Genomic DNA, 24689 nt, shown 5'->3' on the forward strand with positions numbered 1-24689 from the left:
GCGCTGCTGCCCACGGCGGGCGACCACGATCGTGCAGGCCATCCTCGTTCTGCACCACGTCGAAGCCAACCGCTACGCAGGATGAAAAAGGCTCAAGGAGTACGACCCCCCTCACGCTAAGCGGAGAGCGCAACACCCTGAGTCACCAATTACCGGCCGCGTTCCTCTCGACGGCGATCAGCGGTCCGGCCGTCCTCAGGCGGCGGCGCGACGGACGGTGTCCCGCAGGGCCAGGGCCACTGCGGCGAACAGGGCTGCGCCGCACCCCACACCGGAGATCAGGCCGACGGTGCCGGCGCCCGCGCCGAGCGCGTGGGCGAGGAACCCGGCCAGGCCGAGCGCTGTCATCACGGCGCCCAGCCAGTGGTAGAGCGGCATCCGCCAGACGTGGGCGAGGCCGAAGAAGTGCACGCCGACGACCACCGCCACCCAGGCGACGGCCACGGCGGGGCGGTCCAGCACGTTGTTGATCACGGACAGGCCACCGAGGAGCGCGACCGCCTCCAGAGCCACCACCAGCCAGTAGCGGCGGTCCATGAACCCGGCGGCCTCCCGCTGCGGGGCGGGCGTCTCCCGGCCGGCCACCCGGAACAGCGTGACCAGGAGCAGCGCGGCCACCAGCAGGCCGGCGACGCGCACCACGAGCGGCCAGGGCGCGGGCAGGCCACCGCTGTTGACCAGCACGAACACGGTGCCGAACGAGATGGCCACGAGCGAGCCGATCACCAGCCCCGACGGTCGTCCCCTGGTCCCCGTGCTCATGGCGTCCCCTCCGGTCCCTCGCGCTCGCGCCTCGACCCGCGATCAAGGGCGTGGCGTCTGTACCCGCGCCCGGACGCGGCACAAACCCCTTGATCACTATGTCGGAGAGCGGTGGCCGGGCCCGCGCGGGCCCGGCCACCGGTGATCAGCTCGCGGTGCAGGTTAGGGCGGGGGTGGAGTTCGTGCCCTGCCAGCTGCCGATGAAGCCGAAGCTGGTGCTCGCGCCGGCGCCGAGGCGACCGTTGTAGTCGACGTTGCGGGCGGTGTACGCCGACCCGCTGTTGCTGACGCTGGCGTTCCACGCCTGGGTGACGGACTGGCCGTTGGCGAACGTCCAGCGGACCGTCCAGCCGGTGATCGCGGCGGCTCCGGCGGTCACCTTGACCTCGCCCTGGAAGCCGCCCTGCCACGAGTTCGCGATGGTGTAGGTGGCGGTGCAGCCACCGGACGGCGGGGGCGTGGTGGTGGGCGGCGGGGTCGGGCTGGGGCTGCTCGTCGGCGTCGGGCTGCTGGTCGGGCTGCCGGTGGGGCTGGCGGTGGGGCTGGCGGTCGGGGTGCTGCCGGCGTACACCGACGCCTCGCGGGACGTGGCGGCGATGCCGTTGGCGCCGTTGAAGATCCGCTGACCCCAGCTGGTGAGCTGGGCCGGGTTGAACGCGGTGGTCATGTCCAGGTACTCCACGCCGCCGCCGTTGCCGCTCCACGACCAGCCGAGGTAGCCGATGCCGTTGGCCTGGGCGTACGCCATGATGGCGTCCTCGTCCGGGTTGCCGTCGGAGTGGTTGAAGCCGAACTCGCCGACCACGATGGGCAGCCCGGCGGTCCGGAACCGGCCCAGGTAGTCGCTGATCTCGGCGGCGGTGTCGAACACGCCGTACATGTGGATGGAGAAGACGGTGTTGCGCTGCGGGTCGGCGGCGAACACGGTGCCGGCGTTGTCGCGCATGGTGAACGTCCAGTCCTGGCCCCAGTTCGGCGCGTCCACCATGATCGTGTGGGTCAGGCCGGCGGCGCGCAGCCGCTTGATCGCGTTCGACGTGTCGGTGGTCCAGGCGCTGTAGCCCTGGTTGCCGAACGGCTCGTTGCCGATGTTGACGATGACGTACTTCTCCTGGCCCTTGAGTACGTCGGCGATGCTCAGCCAGTAGTCGGTGGCCTTCGCCAGCGTGGTGGCGGCGCCGTCCTCGCCGTACCCGGTGGTGTCGTGCACCTCCAGCACGCAGATCATCCGGTTGGCCTTGCACAGCGAGATCACGTTCGCCACGTCGGCGGCGCTGTTCTTCGTCCAGCGGTCGCCGCTGGACAGGACGACCCGGACGGTGTTCGCGCCGAGCGCCTTGATGTTGGCGAAGGAGCTGGTCTGCTGCGGGTACCAGGTGTGCGCGTGGTTGACCCCGCGCATCACGAACTCGACGCCGTTGGCGTCGTAGAGCCGCCCGTTGGAGACGGAGAACCCGGTGGCGGCGTGGGCCGGCTGCCCGAGGGCGAAGACGGCGGCGAGGGCCGTCAGCAGGGCGGCGCCCGCGACGGAGAGCAGTTTCTTCATGGCTGTCCTCAGGGGAAGGTCTCCCCCGTGCCCGAGCGGGGGTGCGGTGACGGTGACGAGGTGGTGGCGACTGAGCCCGGTAGCCGCCGCCCGGTTCCCGAACGGACGCAGGCATCAGCGTAGGGCGATGGAAGGCATTAGGCAACCGGTTAAGCGGGGCAAGCCGGGAGGCGGCGAGGTGCGACCGCGGCAATTCGACTGAACCGGTTAAGAAGCCGGGGCACGTCAACCGGGGAAGCGGACAGCAGGGTTGACCCGCGCCGGGCGGGGTATCCGGGGACGATCCGCCCCGGGAAGGAGACGTGCCATGGTCAACGTCGGTTACACCCTCATGTGCGAGCAGGCCGGCCCGAAACAACTGGTCGACCACGCCGTACGCGCCGAGGCCGCCGGCTTCGACCATCTGGTCATGTCCGACCACTACTACCCCTGGCTGGAGTCCCAGGGCCACTCCCCGTACGCCTGGTCGGTGCTCGGCGCGGTCGCCCACGCCACCAGCCGGGCCGAGCTGATGTCGTTCGTGACCTGCCCGATCCGGCGGTACCACCCGGCGGTGGTGGCGCAGAAGGCCAGCACCATCGGGGTGCTCTCGGACGGACGGTTCACGCTCGGTCTCGGCGCCGGGGAGAACCTCAACGAGCACGTGGTGGGCGGGTGGCCGCACGTGCAGCAGCGGCACGAGATGTTCGAGGAGGCGCTGCAGATCATCCGGCCGCTGCTCAACGGCGAGACGCTGACGTTCTCCGGCAACCACTTCGACGTGCCCGACGCGTACGTCTGGGACCGGCCGGAGCGGCCGGTGCCGATGGCGGTGGCCGCGTCCGGGCGGCAGTCGGCCACGCTGGCCGCCGAGTACGCCGACGCCATGATCGCCACCGACCCGCTGTCCCACCTGATCGACATGTACGAGGAGGCGGGCGGCGCGGGCCGCCCCCGCTACGGGCAGGTCGCCATCTGCTACGGCCCGGACGAGGACGAGTGCCGCAAGATCGTGCACGACCAGTTCCGCTGGTTCGGTCTGGGCTGGAAGGTCAACGCCGACCTGCCCGGCCCGGAGTCGTTCGAGGCGGCCACCCGGTTCGTCCGGGAGGAGGACGTGGCCGAGGGCATCTCCTGCGGCCCGGACACCGACCGGCACGTCGAGGCGTTCAAGAAGTTCGTCGATGCCGGCTTCACCCACGTCGCGCTGGTCCAGGTGGGCGGCGACACCCAGCCGATGTTCCTCGACTGGGCCCAGGAGGAACTGCTGCCCCGGCTGCGCGAGCTGTGACCGCCGCACCGCTACCTCCCCCGCTGAGGAGTTGACGCCATGCGTATCGGGAACACCGAGATCCGGCCCGCCGGGGGCGGGCTCGGCTGCCTGCTGATGATCCTCTTCTCGATCGTCGCCTCGGTGGTGCTCACAGTGCTGCTCAACCTGGTCCTGTAGAACCCGGCCCGGCGCGCGCGACGGCGACACCAGAATGGGGCATGCCCCTGCTGACCGCGCTGCCGCTGGCGCTGGAGATGGTCGCCGGGTCGAAGCTCGTCAGCGCCGTCGTCCTCGCCTCCGGCCGCCACCCGCGGCGCAGCTCGGCGGCCTTCCTGGGCGGTGTGGCGGTCGGCGTCCTCGGGCCGCTGACGCTCTGGTACGCGGCGTTCCGGGTGGTGCGGCACACCGCCGTGCACGGCATCGGGGCAGGCGGCAGCCGGCGGCTCATCGACTGGATCGTGCTGGGCCTGCTGGCGGTCCTCATGGTGGTCACGTTCCGCAGGCGGCGGCGCGACCGGCCGTCCGGGTGGCTGCGCCGGTTGCAGGACCCCCGGCCCGCGTACGCCTTCGGTCTGGGGCTGGTGCTCGCCGTCGCCGTACCGAGCGACGAGCTGGTCATGGCGTCGGTCGCGGGAAGCATGGCCGGGCACGGCCGCCCGTGGTGGCATCTGCTGCCGTTCGTCGCGCTCACCGTGCTGCTGCTGGCCCTGCCGCTGCTCACGCTGCTGCTGTCCGGCGAGCGCGCGGAGCGTCTGCTGCCCGCCTTCCGCTCCTGGACCGACAGGCACTCCTGGCTGGTCAGCGAGACGGTCATCCTCATCTTCGCGGCCTTCGTGGTGGCCGACCTGGCGGGGTCGTTCAGCCGGCCGTGAGGTCCACCTCGGCCAGCACCGGATAGTGGTCCGAGGCCGAGTCGGCGTCACCGTCGCGGACCACCCGCACCGCTCGTACCCGGTCGGCCAGCGCCGGGGTGGCGAGCAGGTAGTCCAGCCGCATCCCGGCGAACTCGGCGCCGCCGTGCCGGGTCGGCACGGTCAGGCCGCCGGGTTCGTCGCCGCCGGACCGCGGCCACAGATCGACCAGCCCGGCGTCGAGCAGCCGGGCCACCGCGCGGGTGTCCACGGTACGGCCGTCGCGGCGCAGGTGCCGCCGCCGGTACGGCGTGGCCAGCCCGGCCAGCCGGGCGGTGTGGTCGGCTGTGGGCTCCAGCGTGTTCAGGTCCCCGGCGAGCAGGGCCAGCTCTCCCCCGGTGCGCCGGAGCGCGGCGGCCAGCCAGTCCGCCTCCATCCGTCGCCGCCCGCCCGAGTAGGGGTTCAGGTGCGTGCTGAACACGGTGAGCGGTCCCGCGCCGGTGGCGACCTGCACCCGGGCGGCGGCGTGGTGGAACGGGCGGCGGACCCGGCCGGCGCGCAGCACCCGCAGCGGCGGGCGGACCAGCACCGCCACCGGCTGGCCGAAACAGGACCGGGCCAGGTACGGCGTCATCCCGAGCCGCCCGGCCAGGCCGCCCAGCGTGGCGTCCATGCCGCGCAGTTCCTGCAGGGCCAGCACGTCGGGGCGCTGGGCGGTGACGACCGAGACGATCCGGTCCCGGCGGTCGGTGCCGTCGCCGTCCCGCCCGCCGGTCCGGATGTTCCAGGTCATCACCCGCAGCATCGGCTCAGTCCGGCCGCGCGGCCTTGGCCAGCTCGTCGTCCAGCTCGTCGACCTGTTCGGACTCGATCGCCGGCCGGTTGCCCTCGTACACGTCGGCGTTGGGGCGGATCACCCAGTACAGCAACGACAGCCAGAGCGCGCCGAGCAGGATCGCGCCCATGAAGTCGGTCGGGTGGTGCATACCCCGGTACATCCGGGAGGTGGCCACGCCGACCGGCATCAGCACCGCCAGGCCCACGAACAGCCACCGCCACCACCTGTCGGTACGCGGGAACACGATGACCGCCATGGCCACCCAGAGGCAGATGGTCGCCGCGATGTGCCCGGAGGGGAACGACGAGGTGGGCATCTGCCCGTCCAGGTTCTCCACCGGCGGACGGGGGCGGTCCACCACCCGGGCGCTGGCCAGGAACAGGCTCAGCTCGCCGAACATCGCCAGCACCACGTACAGCACCGGCCGCCACCGCCGCCACACGGCCAGCACGATCGGGCAGAACACCAGCGACACCAGCAGGATCGCGTGGGTGTCGCCGAACTTGCTCCACCACCAGCTCAGCTCCGTGAGCGCGTCGGTGTGCCGCTCGGCGAACCAGCGCGGCACCTCGGTGTCGAGCGTGTCGAAGAACGTGCCCTTGGCGTGGTAGCTGACGAACATGCCGAACGCGTAGAGCACCCCGAAGACGAGCACCCAGCCGACCAGCAGCTCGGCGATCGCCGAGCGCGGGTGCTCCAGCACCTTCTCCTCGTCCGGCGCGAGCGCCAGGTCCTCGCCCGCCTCCGGCTCCAGGCCCTCGCGCAGCGGCGGCACCGGCCGGCCGCGCTCGCGCCGCCACAGCCGGAAGGCATACGCGGTGACGCCCAGCCAGGCCGCGCCGAGCAGCCAGCCGCCGATCACGTCCGACACGAAGTGCACGCCCAGCGCGATCCGGGTCAGTCCGACCAGGAAGATCAGCAGGGCGGCGATGCCGATGGCGGGCTTGCGCCAGCGCGGCGACATGGCCGGCAGGAACACCAGCAGCAGCGCCCCGTACGCGACGAACGAGCCGAGCGCGTGACCACTGGGGAAGCTGTTGCCCGGTGCGCTGGCGATCGGCACGTCCACCACCGGGCGCAGCCGCCCGACCAGCGCCTTGAGCGACGGGTCGAGGATCAGCCCGCCGGCGCCGGTGACGATCAGGTAGACCGCCAGCCGGGACTGGCGGCGGATCAGCAGGCCCACCACCGCGATGGTGACCAGCCAGATCAGCACCGGCCGCCCGCCCAGGTCGGTGATCGCCTGGAGCACTGTGACCAGCGGGCCGTGCGGGGCCACGAGGTTGTTGAACCACTCGGCCGTCTCGTGGTCGGCGTGGTAGAGCGGGCTCCACCGGAACCGGACCAGCATGAGCAGCACGCCGAACCCGACTCCCGCGCCGGCCACGGCGAGCAGGCCCGCGAGGCTCCGCTCCGCGAAATGGCTGAGCGGCCGGCTCCCGGCTTCCTTGACCGCGGTCACACCGCACCTCCCTCGTTCTTCTGCGAGGCGCGCTGTACCCGATCGGCGTGTTCCGTACACGCCGGACCGGCGTGGCGTCAGAGCGAGGTCATCTCACCGGTGTCGAACAGCTCCGCCCGCTGCGCCTCCGGCTCCCACAGGTCCGGCTGGGCGGGCTCCTCCACCCCGATGCGCATCGCTTCGAGCTGCGCGGCGAACGCCAGCCCGCCGAACAGCGCGATCCCGGTGAGGTTGGCCCAGAGCAACAGGGCCATCATGCCGGTCAGCGCGCCGTAGGTCTGGCCGAATCCGCCGCTGTACTTCACGTACGCGGCGAGCAGCAGGCTGGCCAGCCACCAGATCGCGATGGCGATGGACGCGCCGAAGAAGAGCCAGGACAGGCCGGGCTGGCGGCGTCGCGGGGCGTGCCGGAACAGCACCGCGACGGCCAGCACGGTGAGGCCGAGGCTCAGCGGCCAGCGGATCACGTCCCACCCGGCCATGGCGACGTCGCCCCACTCGTAGTGCCGCCGTACCGACTCGCCCATCGCCCGGCCGCCGACCAGGATCAGGAAGCCCGCAAGCGCGGGTACGCCGGCGACCACCGCGAGGACCGCGGCGCGCAGGTACTTCGCCAGCGCCGGGCGGTCCCGCTCGACGCCGTAGATCCGGTTGGCGCCCCGCTCGATTTGCGCCATCGTGGTGGTCAGCGCGACCAGCCCGGTGAGCAGACCGAGGGTCAGCGCCAGCTCACCGGCGTCCTCGGTGCGCTCGCTGTCGGTGAGCAGGTCCTGCACCATCGCTTCGCTCTGGCCGGGCGTGATCGCCAGCACCGTGTCGGCGACGACCTTGCCGCCCTCGTCCACGCCGAGGTCGGTGATCAGACCGGTGAGCGCGATCAGGAACGGCACCACGGCCAGGCAGAGCTGCAACGCCAGCGCCCGGGAGTGGCTGAACCCGTCGCCGTAGCGGAACCGGATGAACGCGTCCCGCAGCAGGCACCAGCCGCCGTGCCGGCGCAGCGTGTGCCAGGCGTCGTCGGCGGACAGTTGGTCCTCGGTCATCAGCCGGGTCTCGGGGACCAGCTTCGTGCTACTCACGGCGGGCCTCCTCGACCAGGTGCTCACCGCGCTCGCCGACCGCGTCGGCGTCCACCGCCAGGTCGGGATGCTCCTGCGGGCGCGGTACGCAGAGCCAGAGCGACTCGGGGCGGATGGTGGCCTTCAGCGACCGGCCCGGCTCGATCAGGTCGCCGTCCAGCTGCCGGGGCTGCGCCCGGGTGCTGGTGATCTCGACCGAGCGGGCCCGGAACACCTCCATCCCCGGCACCCGGTCGCGACGGCGCAGCACCGCCCAGCCCATGGCGAGCCAGTGGCGCAGCGTACGCGGCGTCAGCACCGCCACGTCGAGCCAGCCGTCGTCCGGTTCGGCCTCGGTGAGCAGGCGTACCCCGCCCTGGAGACGCCCGACGTTGGCGACCAGGACCGAGCGGGCCCGGCGGCGCAGCGGCGGCTTGCCGTCGATGCGCACCGAGACCCGCATCGGCCGGTCGCGCAGGTGGCGGGCGGCGCCCACCACGTACGCGGGCCAGCCGATCCGCTTCTTCGTGGTCTCCGAGGTGGAGTCGAGCATCTGGGCGTCGAAGCCCATTCCGGCCATCACCGCGAAGCACTTGTCGCCGACCACGCCGACGTCGAGGCGGCGCATCCCGCGCTCGACGGCGACCTCCAGCCCGGCGGCCAGGTCGCCGGAGAGGCCCAGGTTGGCGGCCAGCAGGTTGCCGGTGCCCTGGGGCAGCACCGCGAGCGCCACGTCGGTGCCGGCCAGCGCGGTCACGCAGGCCATCACCGTGCCGTCGCCGCCGCAGGCGAAGACGACCTCCGCGCCCGCCTTCACGGCCTGTTCCGCCTGCCCGCGGCCCGGGTCCTCGACCGTCGTCTCGTACCAGGTCGGGGCCGGCCACCCGGCGGCGGCGAGCGCGCCGTCCACGGTGCGGCGGAACTCGTCCAGGTCGGCCACCTTCACCGGGTTGACCACCACTGCCGAGCGCGGGGTGCGGTTCTCCGCGTTCACCGGGCACTTGTCGTCTGCACCGTCCACGGCGTCAGTGTGCAGGACACGGGGCGTGACGGCGACCCGGCGGAGCGGGACGTTGCGAGAACCGCAAACAGGTTTGAAAACCGGATGCGGGTCAGGCCGCCTCGCGCAGCGCCGCGTCGACGCGCCGCCGCAGGTCGTCGATGTCCACCCCGGCCTCGGTGAGCACCACGGCGGCCGGGCCGCCGCCCTCGCGCAGCAGGCCGAGCAGGATGTGTTCGGTGCCGATGTGCCGGTGGCGCAGCCGCAGCGCCTCGCGCAGCGACAGCTCCAGCACCTTCTTGGCGCGGGGCGAGAACGTGCCGTGGTGCGACCCGCGACGCCACCATCGGCGCGGGCGCGGGGTCGCCTCGCGCAGCGCGTCGGGGCCGAAGGACTCCTCGATCCGGGCCACTATCGCGGCGAGGTCGATGCCGATCTCGCGCAGCGCCGCGGCGTCCGCGGCGCCGAGACCGTCCACGCCCTGGGCGGTGTGGCGGGCCACCGCGGCGCGCAGAACCTCGGCGTCGACGCCGCCGGCCGCGAGCAGCCGTACCGCCAGGCTGTCGCGGTCGGCGAGCACGCCCAGCAGCAGGTGCTCGGTGCCGACCGGCCGCCGCCCCTCGGCGCGGGCCTCGTCGAGCGCGTGGTGCACCACGGCACGGGCCCGGTCGGTGAATCGTTCGAACATCACGCCTCCCAGCTCTCGCGCACCGCCGGCCGCCCGGCGTGCTTCTTGTGGACCGCCTGCCGGCTGACCTCGAGGGCGTCGGCGATCTCCTGCCACGACCAGCCCTGTCGCCGGGCGTTGTCGACCTGGATCACCTCGAGCCGTTCGAGCAGCCGGCGCAGGGCGAGCACCGCGCGCAGGCCGACCTTGGGGTCGGTGCTGCCGGCCGCCGCCGCGAGTTCCGTCGCTTGACTCATGCTGTCAATGTAGGTTGACAACACCCCTCGCGTCAACCCTGGTTGACAGGCGACCCGGCCTGCCGCTGTCCGGCCCGTCCCGGTGTTACGGTCCGCTGGTGTTCCGCCGCCGCCCGCTGGACCGGCCGGTCGAGTCCGCGCGCCGGCTCACCGCCGGCCGCCTCACCCTGGAGATCGCCGGCGGCAGCGTGGTCGGGCACCGCTACCCGGAGAACTACGACGTGCTGCACGTCGACCCCGAGCTGCCGCTCGCGGTGATCTGCGACGGGATGGGCGACGGCGAGGGCAGCCGGGTGGCGGGCACGACAGCGGCCCGGACGTTCACCGCGCGGGTCCGCGCCGGCTGGCCCGCCGTCGGCGCCGCCGCGCTGCGGGCCGCCGTGGCCGAGACCCAACGGCGGGTACGCCAGGCCGGCGCCGCGCAGTCCGGCCTGACCGGGTGCACGCTCACCGCGCTCGTGGTCGAGCCGGACGGCGAGCAGGGCTGGCTGGTGCAGCTCGGCGACTCGCGGGCGTACCGGCTGCGCGACGGTCTGCTGGAGCTGGTCACCGTCGACCACACCATGGCCTGGCTCGGCCTGCTGCACGGCTGGTGGCCGGCCGACTCGCCGGAGGCGGCGCGGGCGCGCTACCAGCTGCTGCGCTACGTCGGCCACCCGGACCGGCCCGAGCCGGACCTGCTCGCCGTGCCGCTGCGCCGGGGCGACACCTGGCTGCTGTGCACCGACGGGATCAGCGACCAGCTCGGCTACCACCGGCTGCGCGACCTGCTCTCCGCGCGGCGCGACCCGGCGCGCACCGCCGAGGCCCTGCTCGCCGCGAGTTTGGACGAGGGCGGCGAGGACAACGCCACAGCCGTCGTGCTGCGCGTCCACCCGGCACTGCCCGCCCCGCGCTGACCGCCAGTTCCGCCGACCCGCTCCGGCGCACCCGGTCCCACGACTACGGTGGGTGAAAAGCAGGGGTCGGGAGGTGAGCCGGGGTGGCCGCACCCAGCCACGGCGCGGTGGTGGTCGGAGTCAGCCGGTCCGAGGCCGATCTGACGGTGGTCCGCACGGCCGCCGCCGAGGCCGCCGCCCACGACCGGCCGCTGCACCTGCTGCACGCGTTCAACTGGGCCGCGACGCCCGGCCCGGCCCCGGCCGGCGGCACCCGCACGGACGCGGAGAACGTGCTGGAGCACGCCGGACAGGTCGTCGCCGAGTGCGCGCCGGAGGTGCCCGTCAGCGGCCGGATCGTCGAGGGCTCCCCGGTCGAGGCGCTGCTGCGGGTCGCCGACACCGCCTTCATGATCGCGCTCGGTGACGGGGGCATGTCCGCCCACCCGGACCGCGTGCCGGCCGACACGCCGGCAGTGGACGTGGCCGCCCGGGCGGGTTGCCCGGTGCTGGTCGGGCGCACCCAGCCGGCGCCGCCCGGGCCGCTGCTCGTCGGCTTCGACGGATCGCCCAGCTCGCAGGCCGCCCTCGCGTACGCCTTCGACTGCGCGCAGCACCGCGGCGCCCGTCTGCTCGCCGTCCGGGTGATCGAGCCGGAGTCCGGCGACCGCGACGACGGGCGGCTGGAGGAGGCGGTCACCCGGCAGGCCCGGCGGTATCCCCGGGTCACCGCCGACTGCGAGACCGTCCACGGTGAGCCGAGGTCCGTCCTGCTCGACCGGTCCCGCGCCGCGCAGCTCGCGGTGGTGGCCGCCTGGGGAGACGGGCCGGTAGGGTCCACTCTGGGCGCGGTCAGCCAGTCCCTGCTCTACCACTCGCCGGCCCCGCTGATCGTCGTACGGGGCATCCCCGCGGACGCCGGGGACGGGTCATGACGCCCGCGCGAGGCGGGACCTACGGCCCTGACCGGCGACCCCCGATGGGACGAGGCTGGACGCGCCGGGGAAGAAAATGTGGTCCCCGAGTGGCAGCCGACCCCGAGCCACGAGAGGCTAAGGCAGCATGGACACCGCGGTGAACCTGCACAGCCCCCTGACCGAAGACGAGTTGCGCCGGCTGGACGCCTACTGGCGCGCGGCGAACTACCTGACCGTCGGCCAGATCTATCTGCTCGACAATCCGCTGCTGCGCGAACCGCTCAAGCCCGAGCACGTCAAGCCGCGCCTGCTGGGCCACTGGGGCACCAGCCCCGGGCTCAACCTGCTCTACACGCACCTCAACCGGGTCATCGTGAACCGGGACCTGTCCGCCATCTTCGTCACCGGCCCCGGCCACGGCGGCCCGGCGCTGGTGGCGAACACCTGGCTGGAGGGCACCTACAGCGAGCTGTACCACCACATCCCCCGGGACGAGACCGGCATGCAGCGGCTGTTCCGGCAGTTCTCCTTCCCGGGCGGCATCCCGAGCCACGTGGCGCCGGAGGTGCCGGGTTCGATCCACGAGGGCGGCGAGCTGGGGTACGCGCTGAGCCACGCGTACGGCGCCGCGTTCGACAACCCGGACCTGCTCGTGGCCTGCGTGATCGGCGACGGCGAGGCGGAGACCGGCCCGCTGGCCGGAAGCTGGCTGTCGAACGTGTTCCTCAACCCGGCCCGCGACGGCGCGGTGCTGCCGATCCTGCACCTCAACGGCTACAAGATCGCCAACCCGACGGTGCTGGACCGGATCCCCCGCGAGGACCTGCGGGACATGATGCGCGGCTTCGGCTACGAGCCGTACGTGGTCGAGGGCGACGACCCGGCGACGGTGCACCAGCTGCTGGCCGCCACGCTCGACCGGGCGGTCGACGAGATCACCGCGATCCAGCGCCGGGCCCGCTCCGGCGAGCACGTCGAGCGTCCCCGCTGGCCGATGATCGTCCTGCGGACGCCGAAGGGCTGGACCGGGCCGTCCCGGGTCGACGGCAAGCAGGTCGAGGGCACGTTCCGCGCCCACCAGGTGCCGATCTCCGAGGTGCGGGACAACCCGGAGCACCTGGCCGAGCTGGAGCGCTGGCTGCGCAGCTACCGGCCGGAGGAGCTGTTCGACGCCACCGGCGGCCCGGTCGCCGAGGTGGCCGACCTGCCGCCCACAGGTGACCACCGGATGAGCGCCAACCCGGTCGCCAACGGCGGCAGGCTGCTGCGCAACCTGGAGCTGCCGGACTTCCGCGACTACGCGGTCGACGTACCGACGCCGGGTGAGCCGATGGCCGGCGCGACGGGTGTGCTCGGGCCCTGGGTCCGCGACGTGATCGCCCGCAACCCGGAGACGTTCCGCCTGTTCGGCCCGGACGAGGTCGCCTCGAACCGGCTCGGCGCGGCGTTCGAGGTGACCGACCGCGCGTTCGTGGGCGCCGAGGTGCCCGGCGACGACCACCTCTCCCCCGACGGCCGGGTGATGGAGGTGCTCTCCGAGCACCTGTGCCAGGGCTGGCTGGAGGGCTACCTGCTGACCGGCCGGCACGGCATCTTCACCAGCTACGAGGCGTTCATCCACATCGTCGACTCGATGGTCAACCAGCACGCCAAGTGGTTGAAGGTGACCCGGAACATCCCGTGGCGGGAGCCGGTGGCGTCGCTGAACTACCTGCTGTCCAGCCACGTGTGGCGCCAGGACCACAACGGCTTCTCGCACCAGGATCCGGGCTTCATCGACCACGTGGTGAACAAGAAGGCCGAGGTGGTCCGGGTCTACCTGCCGCCGGACGGCAACACGCTGCTGTCCACGATGGATCACTGCCTGCGCAGCCGGCAGTACATCAACGTGGTGGTGGCCGGCAAGCAGCCCGCGCCGAACTGGCTGACCATGGACGAGGCGATCCAGCACTGCCGCCGCGGCCTGGGCATCTGGGACTGGGCCAGCAGCGACGACGGCACCGAGCCGGACGTGGTGCTCGCCTGCGCCGGCGACGTGCCGACGCTGGAGACGCTCGCCGCCGTCGACCTGCTGCGCCGGCACCTGCCGGACCTGAAGGTACGGGTCGTCAACGTGGTCGACCTGATGCGCCTGCAACCGCCGTCGGAGCACCCGCACGGCCTGCCGGACAACGAGTTCGACACCATCTTCACCCGCGACAAGCCGGTGATCTTCGCGTACCACGGCTACCCGTGGCTGATCCACCGGCTCACCTACCGCCGGACCAACCACGAGAACCTGCACGTGCGCGGCTACAAGGAGGAGGGCACCACCACGACGCCGTTCGACATGGTGATGCTCAACGACCTGGACCGCTTCCACCTGGTCATCGACGTGATCGACCGGGTGCCGGGGCTGCGGTCGCGCGCCGCGCACCTGCGCCAGGACATGGTGGACGCCCGCCAGGCCTGCCGCGACTACACCCGCCGCTACGGCGAGGACGACCCCCGGGTCGCCGAGTGGCGCTGGATCCGCGAGAACGACCCGGCCGTGAGGAGTGGGGAATGAGCGGCGAGGAGATCCTGGTCGGCTACGACGGGTCCGCCGACGCGGCGGTCGCCCTGAACTGGGCGCTGGACGAGGCGGGCCGGTCGGGTCGGCCGGTACGCCTGGCGTACGTCTTCGAGTGGCTGACAGTGACCGGCTGGATCGGTCCCGGCGTGGCGCCGGGGGTGTGGCCGGACGAGGCCGCCCGGCAGCAGGTCGACGAACTGGTCCGCAAGGCGGCGGCGGACGCCGCCGCCGAGCGGCCGGGCCTGACCGTGCACGGCGAGGTGTTCGACGGCCCGCCCGCGCTGGTGCTCCAGGAGCGGTCCGCCGACGCCGGGATGCTGGTGCTCGGCAGCCGGGGCCACGGCGGCTTCGGCGGGCTGCTCGCCGGTTCCACGGCGGTCTCGGTCGCCGCGCACGCCCACTGCCCGGTGGTGGTGGTCCGCGACGGCCAGGCCGCCACGTCCGGGCCGGTGGTGGTCGGCTCGGACGGCTCGGAGTCGGCGCTGCGGGCGCTCGGCTTCGCCGTCGAGCGGGCCGCGCAGCGGGACGTGCCGCTGCGGGTGCTACGGGCCTGGGAGCCGCCGGGCGACCGGTGGGTGCCGCCGGACTTCGACCCGGAGCAGGTCGCCGCGAGCGAACGGGCCGCCGCCGAGGCGGAGCTGGCGCCGTGGCAGGAGAGCTTCCCCGACGTGCCGGTCGAGATCGAGGCGGTCCCCGGCAGCGCGTCCGCGCTGCTGGTGGAGGCGAGCCGGTCGGCGCAACTCGTGGTGGTCGGCAGCCGGGGCCGGGGCGGCCTGCGCGGCATGCTGCTCGGCTCGGTCAGCCAGCAACTCATCCAGCACTCGCACTGCCCCGTGGCTGTGGTACGCGAGCGCTGACTCAGCGGCCGGGCGCGGTGGAGCCCTCCTCCGGGTTGAGCGAGAAGTAGTCCTCCTCCTCCTGGGCCAGATGCAGGCGCAGCACCGCGTCCAGGCCGTAGAGCGCGGCCAGCAGATCGGGCACCTCGTCACGGCGCAGCCGGCCGTCCGGCTGCGCCGTGAGGTGCCCGCCGATCCGCTCCACCAGCCGCACGATCTCCACGTGCGCCCGGCTCATCGTGGAGGTCGCCTCGTCGCTGCCGAGCGGCCCGGCCAGCGCCGGGTAGAGCTGCCGGTCCTCGGCCGCCTCGTGCGGCAGCACCTCGTCGACCAGGCGCCGGTGCACCTCGCGCAGCGCCGGCAGGCACGCCGGATCGTCCGGGCGGGTCGCCACCATGTCGGCGGTGTCCCGCAGCCGGGCCAGCACGTCGCGCACGCCGCCGTGCTCGCCCGCGTACCGGTCGAGCAGCTCGCGTGTGTGCGCCGGCAGGTCCCGCCGCCGCAGGCCGCCGCCGAGCGCGCGCAACGCGTTGAGGATCACCAGGACGTCGATGCCCTCCTGGAGGAACGCGCCGGCCACCGGGGGCAGCCGGCCCGCCGCGGCCACCAGCATCGCCAGCACCGCCAGCCCCATCCCGACGGTGGCGCTCTGCACCGCGATGCGGCGGGCGTACCGGGCGATCTCGACGGCGTCGGCGAGCCGGTCCAGCCGGTCCACGGTGAGCACCGCGTCGGCCACGTCCGCCGAGGCGGTCGCCCCGGTCGCGCCCATCGCCACGCCGACGTGCGCCTCGGCCAGCGCGGGCGCGTCGTTCACGCCGTCGCCGACCATCACAGTCACCGCGCGCGCCGACTCCTGGCGTACCCGATCGGCCTTCTCCTGCGGCGAGCACCGCGCGATCACGTCGTCCACGCCCACGATCTGCGCCACCTGCCGGGCCGTGCCCGGGCGGTCGCCGGTCACCATGACCAGGCGCTCCAGGCCCGCCTCGCGCAGCCGCCGCACGGTCCGCCGGGCGTCCGGGCGGACCGGGTCCTCCAGCAGGATCGCACCGAGCGGCCCGTGGTCGTCGCTGACCCAGACCGCGGAACGCCCGGCCCGTTCGGCGCGTTCACCGAGCCGGCCCGCCCACTCCGGCGGTTCCCCGGCGAGCTGACCGACGTGCACCATCCGCCCGTCGACGCGGCCGCTCACCCCGTGCCCCGGCTCCTCGGTGACCTGCGTCGGCTCGGCCAGCGGCAGCCCCCGCTCGCGGGCCTGCCGCACCAGCGCGGCGGCCAGCACGTGCGGGGAGAGCTGCTCGACCGAGGCGGCCAGCCGCAGCACCTCGTCGCGGTCGCCGCCCGGCGCCACCACCACCTCGGCCGCCCGGGGCCGCCCGGCGGTGAGCGTGCCGGTCTTGTCGAGCAGGAGGGTACGGGCGCGGCCGAGCTGTTCCAGCGACCCGCCGTCGCGGACCAGGACGCCGCGCCGGGCCACCCGGGACAGCCCGGACACCACGGCGATCGGGGTCGCCAGCAGCAGCGGGCACGGGGTGGCCACCACCAGCACCGCCACCGCCCTGGTGAACTCGCCGGACAGCAGCCACGCCAGCCCGGCCAGCACCAGCGTGAACGGTACGAACGCGGCGGCGTACCGGTCGGCCAGCCGTACCATCGGGGCCTTGCGGGCGGTGGCCTCGCCGGCCAGGCGGACGATGCCGGCGTAGGTGCTCTCCGCCGCGTTGCGGCGGGCCCGCAGCCCGAAGCCGGCGCCCGCGTTGACGACGCCGCTGGCCACCTCCTCCCCGGCCGCGCGGGTGACCAGCTGCGACTCGCCGGTGACCACCGACTCGTCCAGCGTCGCGGACTCCTCGACCACGCCGTCCACAGGCACCACGTCGCCCGGTCCGACCACCAGCCGGTCCCCCACCGCGACGCGGTCCAGCGGCACCACCTCGATCCCGCCGTCCGGGGTACGCCGGCGCGCCTGCCGGGGCGCGCGTTCCAGCAGCGCCCGCAGGTCACGGGTGGCGCGGCGCTGGGCGTACTCCTCCAGCGCCCGCCCGGTGGCGACCATCACCGCGATCACCGCACCGGCCAGGAACTCCCGCACCAGCAGCGCGCCGAGCAGCGCCAGTACCGCGATGACGTCCACCCCGAACTGCCGCAGCCACAGCTGGCGCAGCGTCGTCCAGGCCGCCGGCACCAGGGCCACCACCGTGACCGCCGCCCAGACCAGCCGGGCGGCGTCGTGCGCGCCGGCGAACCACAGCGCCGCGCCGGCCAGCACGGCCACTGTGAGCAGCACCAGCGGCGCCCACTCGGCCCAGGCCCACCGCCGGGCGCGGGCCGGCTGCTCGGGTACGCACTCGCGTGGTTCGGTTCCCACGTGTGGATCGTCTCAGCCCGGACGTGGGGCGGGCGGGGCGACCCGGGTAATCCGGGGGCGAAGGACCCCTGCGGGGGCGGCCGGGCATGCCCGAGGATGGAGCGGCATCCCCACCCGGGCGTCCCGGGCGTGGGGCACGATGGGGAAAACAGGAAAGGTCGTGACGATGAGCCACGAGACGCCGGCCGGCGATCGCCCGTTGACCACCGCGCTCGCGGAGGCCGCCGGAATGGCCGGCCACGCCCCCTCGGTGCACAACACTCAGCCGTGGCACTGGACGGTCCTGCCCGACGCGCTGGAGCTGCGGGTGGTCCGCGAACGGCACCTCAGCGCCATGGACCCGGAAGGGCACCTGCTGGTGGTGAGCTGCGGCGCCGCGCTGCACCACGCCCGGGTGGCGCTGGCCGCCGAGGGCTGGACCCCGGTGGTGGAACGGCTGCCCGACCCGAAGGAACCCGACCTGCTGGCCCGGCTCACCAGCCTCGAGCACACCGGCGCCGACCCCGACGCCATGCGCGTCGTGCAGTGCATGCAGGTGCGGCACACCGACCGGCGGCCGGTCAGCGACGAGCCGATCCCCACCGCCGCGCTGAACGACATCGACCGGGCCGCCACGCTGGAGGGGGTGAACCTGCAACTGCTCGACGACACCCAGAAGATCCAGCTCGCCAGCGCCGCCCAGCAGGCCGCCGCCGTCGAGGCCGACAGCCCGGACCTGCGCGAGGAACTGGCGTACTGGATCAGCCGGGCCGGCACCGGCACCGGGCTGCCGCCGGAGGTGCTGCCCGACCAGGCCCCGCAGACGACCGTTCCGGCCCGCGACTTCGGCCGCGCCGGCTCGCTGCCGATCGGACCCGGCCACGACAAGGCCGCCGTCTACGGGATCCTGTGGGGCTCCGACGACGAGACGATGAGCTGGCTGCGCGCCGGCGAGGCGCTCTCCGCCGCCTGGCTCACCGCCACCCGGCACGGGGTGTCGCTGGTGCCGCTGTCCGGTGTGGTGGAGGTCGAGAGCACCCGCGAGGTGTTGCGGCAGATGCTCTCCGGCCTGGGGTTCCCGTACATCAGCATGCGGCTCGGCCTGGCCGACCCGACGCACGCCGGCCCCCCGCACACGCCCCGGCTGGACGTCGCGCAGACAGTCGACACCTCGGCGGTCCGCGACCGTCTCGCCTGACCGGTCTCGATCACGGCGGCCACCGGGCGATACCATCGCCGGGTGGCCGCCGCACCCCAGTCCCGGCACGAGCACCTCACACCGTCGCTCGGGCTGACCCCGCTGTCCCGCGTCCGCCTGGACGAACTGCTCCAGGAGATGCTCGACCGCGTCGGCGAGGTGGTGACCAGCCGCGAGCGGCTCCGGGCACTGCTGGACGCGGTCGTCGGCATCGGGTCCGACCTCGACCTGCGCAGCACGCTGCAACGGATCGTGCAGTCGGCGTGCGAGCTGGCCGGTGCCCGCTACGGCGCGCTCGGCGTGATCGGGCCCGACCGGATGCTGCACGACTTCATCGTCCACGGCATCAGCCCCGAGCTGCACGCGAAGATCGGCGAGCTGCCGCACGGGCGGGGCGTGCTCGGCCTGCTCATCGACGACCCGAAGCCGGTCCGCATGCCGGACATCACCAAGCACCCCAACTCGTACGGCTTCCCGCCGAACCACCCGCCGATGCACAGCTTCCTCGGCGTTCCGGTGCGCATCCGCGACCACGTCTGGGGCAACCTCTACCTGGCCGAGAAGCAGGGCGCGGCCGAGTTCACCGAGGACGACGAGGAGATCGTGGTGGCGCTGGCCGCCGCGGCCGGCGTGGCGATCGAGAACGCCCGCCTCTACGCGCTGGCGCACCGGCGGGAACGCTGGCTGGCGGCCGCCGCGGAGATCACCTCGGTGCTGCTCGGTGAGGTACGCCGTACCGACGCGCTGACGCTCGTGGCGCGCCGCGCCCGTGAGGTCGCCGAAGCCGAACTGGCGCTGGTGCTGCTCTACGACGAGGACGAGGCGCAGTTCACCGTCGAGGTGGTCGACGGCGCCGACCCGGTCACCCGGGAACTGGTCGGCGCGGTGCTGCCGGCCGCCGAGACCAGCTTCGCCGCGTCCGTCACGCAGAGCCGCCACGACCAGGTCGAGGACCTCGCCGCCGCGGCGCCCTGGCCCCGGCCGGTGGTCGCCGGGCCGGCCGTGGTGTCCCCGCTCGCCGCCGCGGACACGCTGCACGGTGTCCTGGTGATCGGCTACCGGCCCGACCACGGGCCCGCCGCCGACGACGACCTCGCGCTGCTCGCCAGCTTCGCCGGGCAGGCCGCGCTCGCCATGGAACGCGCCCGCGGCCAGGAGGAGCGGGAACTGCTGGTGGTCCTGGAGGACCGCGAACGCATCGCGCGTGACCTGCACGACGTGGTGATCCAGCGGCTGTTCGCCACCGGCCTGCAACTGCAGAGCGGCGCGATGAACGCCCGCCCCGAGGCCGCCAAGCGGATCAACCAGGCCGTCGACGACCTCGACGCCACCATCCGCGACATCCGCCGCACCATCTTCGAGCTGCGCACCCCGATGAGCGCGGCGCTGCGCACCGAGATCCGCGAGGCGATCGAGGTGGCCGCCGAGTCGCTCGGCTACCGCCCCGAGCTGGAACTGATCGGCCCGATCGACAGCGCCGTCCCGGACGACCTGCGCCCCGAACTCACCGCCGTGCTGCGCGAGGCGCTCTCCAACGCGGTACGCCACGCGCAGGCCGACCGGGTGTCGGTGCGCGTACGCGTCGACTCCGGCCGCGTCGAGATCACCGTCACCGACGACGGCGTCGGCTGCGACCCGGGGGCGGCCCGCAGCGGCCTGGTCAACCTGCGGGAACGGGCCGAGCGGCTGGGCGGCGAGTTCTCACTGCGCCGGGCCGAGCCGCGCGGCACCGAGGTGCGCTGGAGCGTCCCGCTCGACTGACAGCCGTCAGGTGTTCTTGCCGAGCAGGCGGGTGGCCAGCACCGCCGCCTGGGTACGCCGCTCCAGCCCGAGCTTGGCGAGCACGCTGGAGACGTAGTTCTTCACCGTCTTCTCGGCCAGGAACATCTTCCCGGCGATCTCCCGGTTGGTGAGCCCCTCCGCCACGTACTCCAGGATCCGCCGTTCCTGCTCGGTGAGCGACTTCAGCTCCCGCGGCTGCTCCACGCCGCTGCGGATGCGCTCCAGCACACGGGTGGTGATCGCCGGGTCGAGCAGGGACTGCCCGGCCGCCACCCGGCGGACCGCGTCCACCAGGTCGGTGCCGCGGATCTGCTTGAGCACGTACCCGGCGGCGCCCGCCATGATCGCCGCGAACAGCGCCTCGTCGTCCTCGTACGAGGTGAGGATCAGCCCCTTGATCGAGGAGTCCACCGCGCGGACGTCCCGGCACACGTCGATGCCGTTGCCGTCGGGCAGCCGGGCGTCGAGGATCGCCACGTCGGGGCGCAGCGCCGGGATGCGGCGCGCCGCCTCCTGGGCCAGGCCGGACTCGCCGACCACCTCGATGTCGCCGCTGCTCTGGAGCAGGTCGGCAAGGCCACGACGGACGACCTCGTGGTCGTCGAGCAGGAACACCCGGATCATCAGTCCTTTCTACCCGCTTTCCCGCCCCCGTAGCACGGGTCGAAAGTCCCGTCCTGCCCGCGCCGGCCGGGACCGACGGCCGGGCCCAGGTGGGGACCTCCGGCCCTGCTCACCGCGCCGCCCGCTGACGCACCGTAGTGGTGTACCCGGCCGGGGAAGCCGGCGCCGCACGAGAGGGAGCACCACCATGACGACCGAATACACCGCCGAGCAACTGCGGGCCGCGGTCGCCGACGCGGTCCGGGCCCCGTCACTGCACAACACCCAGCCGTGGCGGTTCCGGCTCGTCGACGGCGGCATCGAGGTGTCCGTCGACCCGCTGCGCGGCCTGCCCGCCACCGACCCGTCCGGCTGGGGCGCACGGATCGCCGCCGGGGCGGCCCTGTTCAACCTGCGGCTGGCGCTCGCCGTCGCGGGCACCCCGGCCACTGTGCGGCTGCGCCCGTACCCCGCCGACCCGGACGTCGTGGCCCGGCTGGTGCCGGACGTGCCGCGCCGTCCCACCCCGGTCGAGCAGAGCCTGTACGGGGCGATCGGCCACCGGTTCAGCAACCGCGCGCCGTTCTGGCCCGACCCGGTGCCGGCCGAGGCCCGCTGGCGGCTCGGCGAGGCGGCCCGCGCCGAACAGTGCTGGCTGGAACTCGTGATCGGCACCAGCGCCGTCAACGCGGTCGCCGAGGTCGCCCGCAGCGCCCACCGCGTGCTGGAACGCGACCCCGCGTACGTGGCCGAACGGGCCGAGTGGATCCGCTCCGAGCCGGCCCCGGACGGCGTGCCCTCCGGCGCCGGCGGACCGCAGAGCGAACCGCAGGACCTGCTGCCCCAGCGCGGCTTCGGCGGACGCAACCGCGCCCCCGGCCGCGACTTCGAGCCGGAGCCGCTGGTCGCGGTGCTCGGCTCGGCCGGCAACACCTCGGCCGACCAGATCCTGGCCGGGCAGGCGCTGCAACGCGTACTGCTCACCGCCACCGACGCCGGGCTGAGCGTGTCGATGCTGTCCCAGCCGATCGAGGTGCCCGCCGCACGCGAGGCGCTGCGGATGTCGCTGGGCCGGTTCGGCACCCCGCAGATGGTGATGCGGATCGGGTACGGCCAGCCGGGCCGCGCCACCCCGCGTCGCCCGGTCGAGGAGGTCCTCGACCTGCCGGTCGTGCCGGCCTGACCCGTACCCTCCGCAGGTCAGGCCGGGAGCGCGGCCCTGCCTCTCGGGGTCAGGCCGGGAGCGCGGCCAGCAGGGCGGCCTCCCGCTCCGGCGCCAGGCCGACCGGTGCGCGCGCCGGCCGCCCCGCCCGGTCCGGCACGCGCCCCACCTCGCGCAGCCACCGCCAGGTGTCGGCGACCGTCTCGGTCACCGGCCGGCAGACCAGCCCCGCCGCGTACGCGCGTTCCACGTCCCGCTCCTGCAACCACCGGTACTCGTGCCCGCGCGGAATCCACACCGGCAGGTCGTTCCACGGCTCCACCCCGGCGGCCAGGATCGGCTCCGGCGCCGTCCACCGCAGCGTCGCGTCCGACCCGGTCACCGCCACCGCCGCGTCGAGCAGGTCACCCATCGTCGCGTGCCCGGTGCGACCCACCACGTTGTACGCCCCGCCGACGCCCTCGGCGCCCCGGTCCAGCACCCAGGTCGCCAGGTCCCGGACGTCCACGTACTGGATGGGCAGGTCACGCGGCCCCGGCGCCAGCACGTCCCCGCCCCGGGCGACCCGGTTCAGCCACCACGGCAGCCGCCCGATGTCCTCCCCCGGCCCCAGGATCAGCCCGGCGCGCGCCAGCAGCGCCCGGTCGCCGAACACCCGCGTCGCGGCGAGTTCCCCGCCGGCCTTGTTCGCCGGGTAGTCACCGTCGTCTCCGTCCGCGTCGGCCGGCACTGTGGGCGCCTCCTCGCCGCTGCCGGGCGCGACGGGTGGCGCGTACACCGATCCGCTGGACACGTAGACGTAGTGCGGCACCGCGTCGGCGAGCGCCAGCGCGGCGTCCCGTACCGCGCGGGGCGCGCCGTCCCAGGTGTCCACCACCAGATCCCACTCGCCGCCGGTGAGCGCGGCCAGCCCGTCCGGCGCGGTCCGGTCGCCCCGCAACCGGTGTACGCCGTCCGGCACCCGCCCGTGCACACCCCGGTTGAACACGGTCACCTGCCAGTCGCGGCGTACCGCCTCGGCCACGACCGCACCGCCGACAAAGCCCGTACCGCCAAGCATCAGGAGTCGCATAGGTCCCAGCCTGCCGCCCAGCACGGCCCGGCAGGCACCAAGTTCACAGTCAGCAGATCTGCCAACGGCAGAACCCGACCTCCCGTCCCTCCCCGGGCCCGCCGCCCTCGTCCGCACCGGACATGACCCGCCGATCTTGGAGTTGTGGCACCTCGCGAAATGCGCTTACCGGGCATTAGAGGCGCCACAACTCCAAGATCGACGGTGATGGGCGGGGGGACTCCGGACAGCGCGCGGCACGAACCCCCTCCCGAGCAGCCCGCGATCTTGCACTTTCGTACCCCGCAAACCTCGCAAATAGGGCACCTGAAGGGCTCGAACTGCAAGATCGCGCGGGTGATCACCGGCGCTTCGCTCCCGCCCCCGGCCAGCCCGGCCCGGACGCGTCGATCATGAGGTTGACGGCATTCCGTGTCCGTTTTGTCGCCGCTAACTTCATGATCGACGGGGCAGAGGGCCTGCGGTTGTGGCCGGTGCAGGTAGTGCGGCGGGTGCAGGGGGCGGTACGGCGGGCTGGGTGTGCTGGTGGGAGGTTCCGGGGGTGCATCGCGGGTGCGGGGCGCGGGAGTGTTGTGACCGTGTGGGCCGGGGGTGTCCGGTTTGGGGGTGGTGGGTGGCACTCTGGGGGTGGAATCGCGGGCGGGTGGGTGGCGTTGTAACCGGGTGAACGGCCGAGCGAGGCTCGCCCCGCGAGTGGGGTGGTATCTGCAAGGCCTTGGGAATCACCCCGGGGCGGCTGGTCGTTGAGTACGGTTCCGGCGACGTGAGCTGCGGGGAATGATCCCGGCCGGCTGGTCGTTGAACATGGTTCCGACGACGTGAACCCCCGCGCCGCTTTCTGGTGGCGTGTTGAGCCTCCGGGAATGGTGGCGGGTGGCGGGTCGTTGGACATGCTTCCGGCGCCGCGACGAGGCCCCCCTCTGCCCTCGCGAGCAGCCGGATCCCCCGAAGACTTTCTTGAGCGCCTGACGGTGCCCACGCACCCCGGTCCCCCTGCGGGGTGTGTCGACCCCCGAATGGAGCACTTCTGATGAACACGATTCTGCGTAAGAGCATTCTGGGTGTTGCTGGTCTGGCTTTCACCGGTGGCGTGTTCGCCGGTCCGGTGGCCGCGCACGCGGCGGAGACCACGCACGTGGCGAAGCCGGTCAGTGTGAGCGTGCAGGGTGACAAGCTGATCCCGCACGGTGTGCAGGGTGAGCAGTCGCGTATCGACCTGAACGACGAGCAGACCAAGAATGTGAAGGCGATCATTGCGGCGACGAAGAAGGCCGGTATGGACGAGCGTGCCGCTGTCGTCTCCATCGCGACGGCGTTGCAGGAGTCGAAGCTGGAGAACCTCGGCCACCTCGGTGACCGTAACGACCACGACTCGCAGGGCCTGTTCCAGCAGCGCCCGTCCAGTGGCTGGGGCACGGTCGAGCAGATCACCGACCCGGAGTACTCCACGACGGCGTTCCTGAAGGGTCTGAAGCAGGTCGACGGCTGGCAGGACATGCCGCTGACCAAGGCCGCCCAGACCGTCCAGGTGTCGGCCTACCCGGACCACTACGCCCAGTGGGAGCAGCAGGCCGCCGACCTCGTCGCCCAGCACTGGAACAGCTAAGACCAACAAGTGAGACCAAGCTGAAGGCCGGCACCCCG

At 73.5% G+C, this 24689-nt stretch carries 21 protein-coding genes and 1 pseudogene; 11 read left to right on the plus strand and 11 right to left on the minus strand.

What is annotated here, in order from left to right; genetic code table 11:
* Positions 1-85: pseudogene (locus FB454_RS29245) on the plus strand (IS5/IS1182 family transposase); the annotation flags it as partial.
* A 110-nt stretch (positions 86-195) separates the two neighbouring features.
* Here FB454_RS29245 and FB454_RS29250 read toward each other — a convergent pair.
* Entirely contained in the window at positions 196-762 is a 567-nt protein-coding gene (locus FB454_RS29250) for a hypothetical protein (RefSeq protein WP_114919781.1), read from the minus strand.
* A gap of 145 nt (positions 763-907) precedes the next feature.
* On the minus strand, positions 908-2308 hold the full coding sequence (locus FB454_RS29255) for a cellulase family glycosylhydrolase (RefSeq protein ID WP_145823895.1): 1401 nt from the start codon (positions 2306-2308) through the stop codon (positions 908-910).
* 307 nt (positions 2309-2615) lie between these two features.
* Here FB454_RS29255 and FB454_RS29260 point away from each other — a divergent pair, with 307 nt between their 5' ends.
* Together FB454_RS29260 and FB454_RS29265 are read left to right on the plus strand one after the other, a co-directional pair.
* Positions 2616-3578 (plus strand): TIGR03557 family F420-dependent LLM class oxidoreductase, encoded by a 963-nt coding sequence (locus FB454_RS29260; RefSeq protein WP_013284900.1) that lies wholly within the window; start codon positions 2616-2618, stop codon positions 3576-3578.
* Positions 3579-3778: 200 nt separating this feature from the next.
* On the plus strand, positions 3779-4432 hold the full coding sequence (locus FB454_RS29265) for a GAP family protein (RefSeq protein ID WP_013284898.1): 654 nt from the start codon (positions 3779-3781) through the stop codon (positions 4430-4432).
* Here FB454_RS29265 and FB454_RS29270 read toward each other — a convergent pair.
* The 6 genes from FB454_RS29270 to FB454_RS29295 form a co-directional block, all read right to left on the minus strand.
* Positions 4419-5216 carry an endonuclease/exonuclease/phosphatase family protein gene (locus FB454_RS29270; protein ID WP_145823896.1) on the minus strand — a complete coding sequence of 266 codons (798 nt, stop codon included), beginning with the start codon at positions 5214-5216 and terminating at the stop codon, positions 4419-4421. The genes FB454_RS29265 and FB454_RS29270 overlap by 14 nt on opposite strands.
* Before the next feature lie 4 nt (positions 5217-5220).
* Entirely contained in the window at positions 5221-6711 is a 1491-nt protein-coding gene (locus FB454_RS29275; RefSeq protein WP_013284896.1) for a phosphatase PAP2 family protein, read from the minus strand.
* Between the two features lie 77 nt (positions 6712-6788).
* Positions 6789-7790 (minus strand): YihY/virulence factor BrkB family protein, encoded by a 1002-nt coding sequence (locus FB454_RS29280; protein ID WP_013284895.1) that lies wholly within the window; start codon positions 7788-7790, stop codon positions 6789-6791.
* On the minus strand, positions 7783-8790 hold the full coding sequence (locus FB454_RS29285) for a diacylglycerol kinase family protein (RefSeq protein ID WP_145823897.1): 1008 nt from the start codon (positions 8788-8790) through the stop codon (positions 7783-7785). Before FB454_RS29285 ends, FB454_RS29280 begins: the two co-directional genes overlap by 8 nt.
* A 91-nt stretch (positions 8791-8881) precedes the next feature.
* Positions 8882-9457: a Clp protease N-terminal domain-containing protein gene (locus tag FB454_RS29290; RefSeq protein WP_013474570.1), complete on the minus strand. Its 576-nt coding sequence runs from the start codon at positions 9455-9457 to the stop codon at positions 8882-8884.
* Positions 9457-9693 carry an HTH domain-containing protein gene (locus FB454_RS29295; RefSeq protein ID WP_030275209.1) on the minus strand — a complete coding sequence of 79 codons (237 nt, stop codon included), beginning with the start codon at positions 9691-9693 and terminating at the stop codon, positions 9457-9459. Before FB454_RS29295 ends, FB454_RS29290 begins: the two co-directional genes overlap by 1 nt.
* A 98-nt stretch (positions 9694-9791) precedes the next feature.
* Here FB454_RS29295 and FB454_RS29300 point away from each other — a divergent pair, with 98 nt between their 5' ends.
* The 4 genes from FB454_RS29300 to FB454_RS29315 all read left to right on the plus strand — a co-directional run bounded on the left by FB454_RS29300 (position 9792) and on the right by FB454_RS29315 (position 14899).
* Entirely contained in the window at positions 9792-10592 is an 801-nt protein-coding gene (locus FB454_RS29300; protein ID WP_013284891.1) for a PP2C family protein-serine/threonine phosphatase, read from the plus strand.
* A gap of 83 nt (positions 10593-10675) precedes the next feature.
* Complete coding sequence (locus FB454_RS29305; protein WP_145823898.1) at positions 10676-11506, plus strand: universal stress protein; 831 nt, start codon at positions 10676-10678, stop codon at positions 11504-11506.
* A gap of 127 nt (positions 11507-11633) precedes the next feature.
* A complete protein-coding gene (locus tag FB454_RS29310) occupies positions 11634-14036 on the plus strand; it encodes a phosphoketolase family protein (protein WP_071096150.1) in 2403 nt (800 codons plus the stop codon).
* Positions 14033-14899, plus strand: coding sequence for a universal stress protein (locus FB454_RS29315; protein ID WP_036311903.1), 867 nt, complete (start codon positions 14033-14035; stop codon positions 14897-14899). Before FB454_RS29310 ends, FB454_RS29315 begins: the two co-directional genes overlap by 4 nt.
* A gap of 1 nt (position 14900) precedes the next feature.
* Here FB454_RS29315 and FB454_RS29320 read toward each other — a convergent pair whose 3' ends face one another.
* Complete coding sequence (locus FB454_RS29320; RefSeq protein ID WP_013284887.1) at positions 14901-17249, minus strand: heavy metal translocating P-type ATPase; 2349 nt, start codon at positions 17247-17249, stop codon at positions 14901-14903.
* A 166-nt stretch (positions 17250-17415) separates the two neighbouring features.
* Between FB454_RS29320 and FB454_RS29325 the strand changes: the two genes are divergently transcribed.
* Both FB454_RS29325 and FB454_RS29330 read left to right on the plus strand, forming a co-directional pair.
* Positions 17416-18426 (plus strand): Acg family FMN-binding oxidoreductase, encoded by a 1011-nt coding sequence (locus tag FB454_RS29325; RefSeq protein WP_013284886.1) that lies wholly within the window; start codon positions 17416-17418, stop codon positions 18424-18426.
* 93 nt (positions 18427-18519) lie between these two features.
* Complete coding sequence (locus FB454_RS29330) at positions 18520-20187, plus strand: sensor histidine kinase (protein WP_176921766.1); 1668 nt, start codon at positions 18520-18522, stop codon at positions 20185-20187.
* A 6-nt stretch (positions 20188-20193) separates the two neighbouring features.
* Here FB454_RS29330 and FB454_RS29335 read toward each other — a convergent pair whose 3' ends face one another.
* A complete protein-coding gene (locus FB454_RS29335) occupies positions 20194-20832 on the minus strand; it encodes a response regulator (protein ID WP_013284884.1) in 639 nt (212 codons plus the stop codon).
* A 187-nt stretch (positions 20833-21019) separates the two neighbouring features.
* Between FB454_RS29335 and FB454_RS29340 the strand changes: the two genes are divergently transcribed.
* Entirely contained in the window at positions 21020-21994 is a 975-nt protein-coding gene (locus FB454_RS29340) for an Acg family FMN-binding oxidoreductase (RefSeq protein WP_145823899.1), read from the plus strand.
* A 49-nt stretch (positions 21995-22043) separates the two neighbouring features.
* Here the strand turns inward: FB454_RS29340 and FB454_RS29345 are convergent, their stop codons facing one another.
* Positions 22044-23045, minus strand: a complete 1002-nt coding sequence (locus FB454_RS29345) for an NAD-dependent epimerase/dehydratase family protein (protein ID WP_071096157.1) — start codon at positions 23043-23045, stop codon at positions 22044-22046.
* Positions 23046-24075: 1030 nt separating this feature from the next.
* Here FB454_RS29345 and FB454_RS29350 point away from each other — a divergent pair.
* Positions 24076-24651, plus strand: coding sequence for a hypothetical protein (locus tag FB454_RS29350; RefSeq protein ID WP_013284248.1), 576 nt, complete (start codon positions 24076-24078; stop codon positions 24649-24651).
* The last annotated feature ends 38 nt before the right edge of the window (positions 24652-24689 follow it).

Source organism: Micromonospora sp. CNZ297 (genome assembly GCF_007827625.1).

What these genes read in the sequence shown, in the direction of transcription:
- FB454_RS29250 (WP_114919781.1), bottom strand. Translation starts at nt 762, where the DNA reads ATGAGCACGGGGACCAGGGGACGACCGTCGGGGCTGGTGATCGGCTCG.
- FB454_RS29255 (WP_145823895.1), bottom strand. Translation starts at nt 2,308, where the DNA reads ATGAAGAAACTGCTCTCCGTCGCGGGCGCCGCCCTGCTGACGGCCCTC.
- FB454_RS29260 (WP_013284900.1), top strand. Translation starts at nt 2,616, where the DNA reads ATGGTCAACGTCGGTTACACCCTCATGTGCGAGCAGGCCGGCCCGAAA.
- FB454_RS29265 (WP_013284898.1), top strand. Translation starts at nt 3,779, where the DNA reads ATGCCCCTGCTGACCGCGCTGCCGCTGGCGCTGGAGATGGTCGCCGGG.
- FB454_RS29270 (WP_145823896.1), bottom strand. Translation starts at nt 5,216, where the DNA reads ATGCTGCGGGTGATGACCTGGAACATCCGGACCGGCGGGCGGGACGGC.
- FB454_RS29290 (WP_013474570.1), bottom strand. Translation starts at nt 9,457, where the DNA reads ATGTTCGAACGATTCACCGACCGGGCCCGTGCCGTGGTGCACCACGCG.
- FB454_RS29295 (WP_030275209.1), bottom strand. Translation starts at nt 9,693, where the DNA reads ATGAGTCAAGCGACGGAACTCGCGGCGGCGGCCGGCAGCACCGACCCC.
- FB454_RS29310 (WP_071096150.1), top strand. Translation starts at nt 11,634, where the DNA reads ATGGACACCGCGGTGAACCTGCACAGCCCCCTGACCGAAGACGAGTTG.
- FB454_RS29315 (WP_036311903.1), top strand. Translation starts at nt 14,033, where the DNA reads ATGAGCGGCGAGGAGATCCTGGTCGGCTACGACGGGTCCGCCGACGCG.
- FB454_RS29325 (WP_013284886.1), top strand. Translation starts at nt 17,416, where the DNA reads ATGAGCCACGAGACGCCGGCCGGCGATCGCCCGTTGACCACCGCGCTC.
- FB454_RS29335 (WP_013284884.1), bottom strand. Translation starts at nt 20,832, where the DNA reads ATGATCCGGGTGTTCCTGCTCGACGACCACGAGGTCGTCCGTCGTGGC.
- FB454_RS29340 (WP_145823899.1), top strand. Translation starts at nt 21,020, where the DNA reads ATGACGACCGAATACACCGCCGAGCAACTGCGGGCCGCGGTCGCCGAC.
- FB454_RS29345 (WP_071096157.1), bottom strand. Translation starts at nt 23,045, where the DNA reads ATGCGACTCCTGATGCTTGGCGGTACGGGCTTTGTCGGCGGTGCGGTC.
- FB454_RS29350 (WP_013284248.1), top strand. Translation starts at nt 24,076, where the DNA reads ATGAACACGATTCTGCGTAAGAGCATTCTGGGTGTTGCTGGTCTGGCT.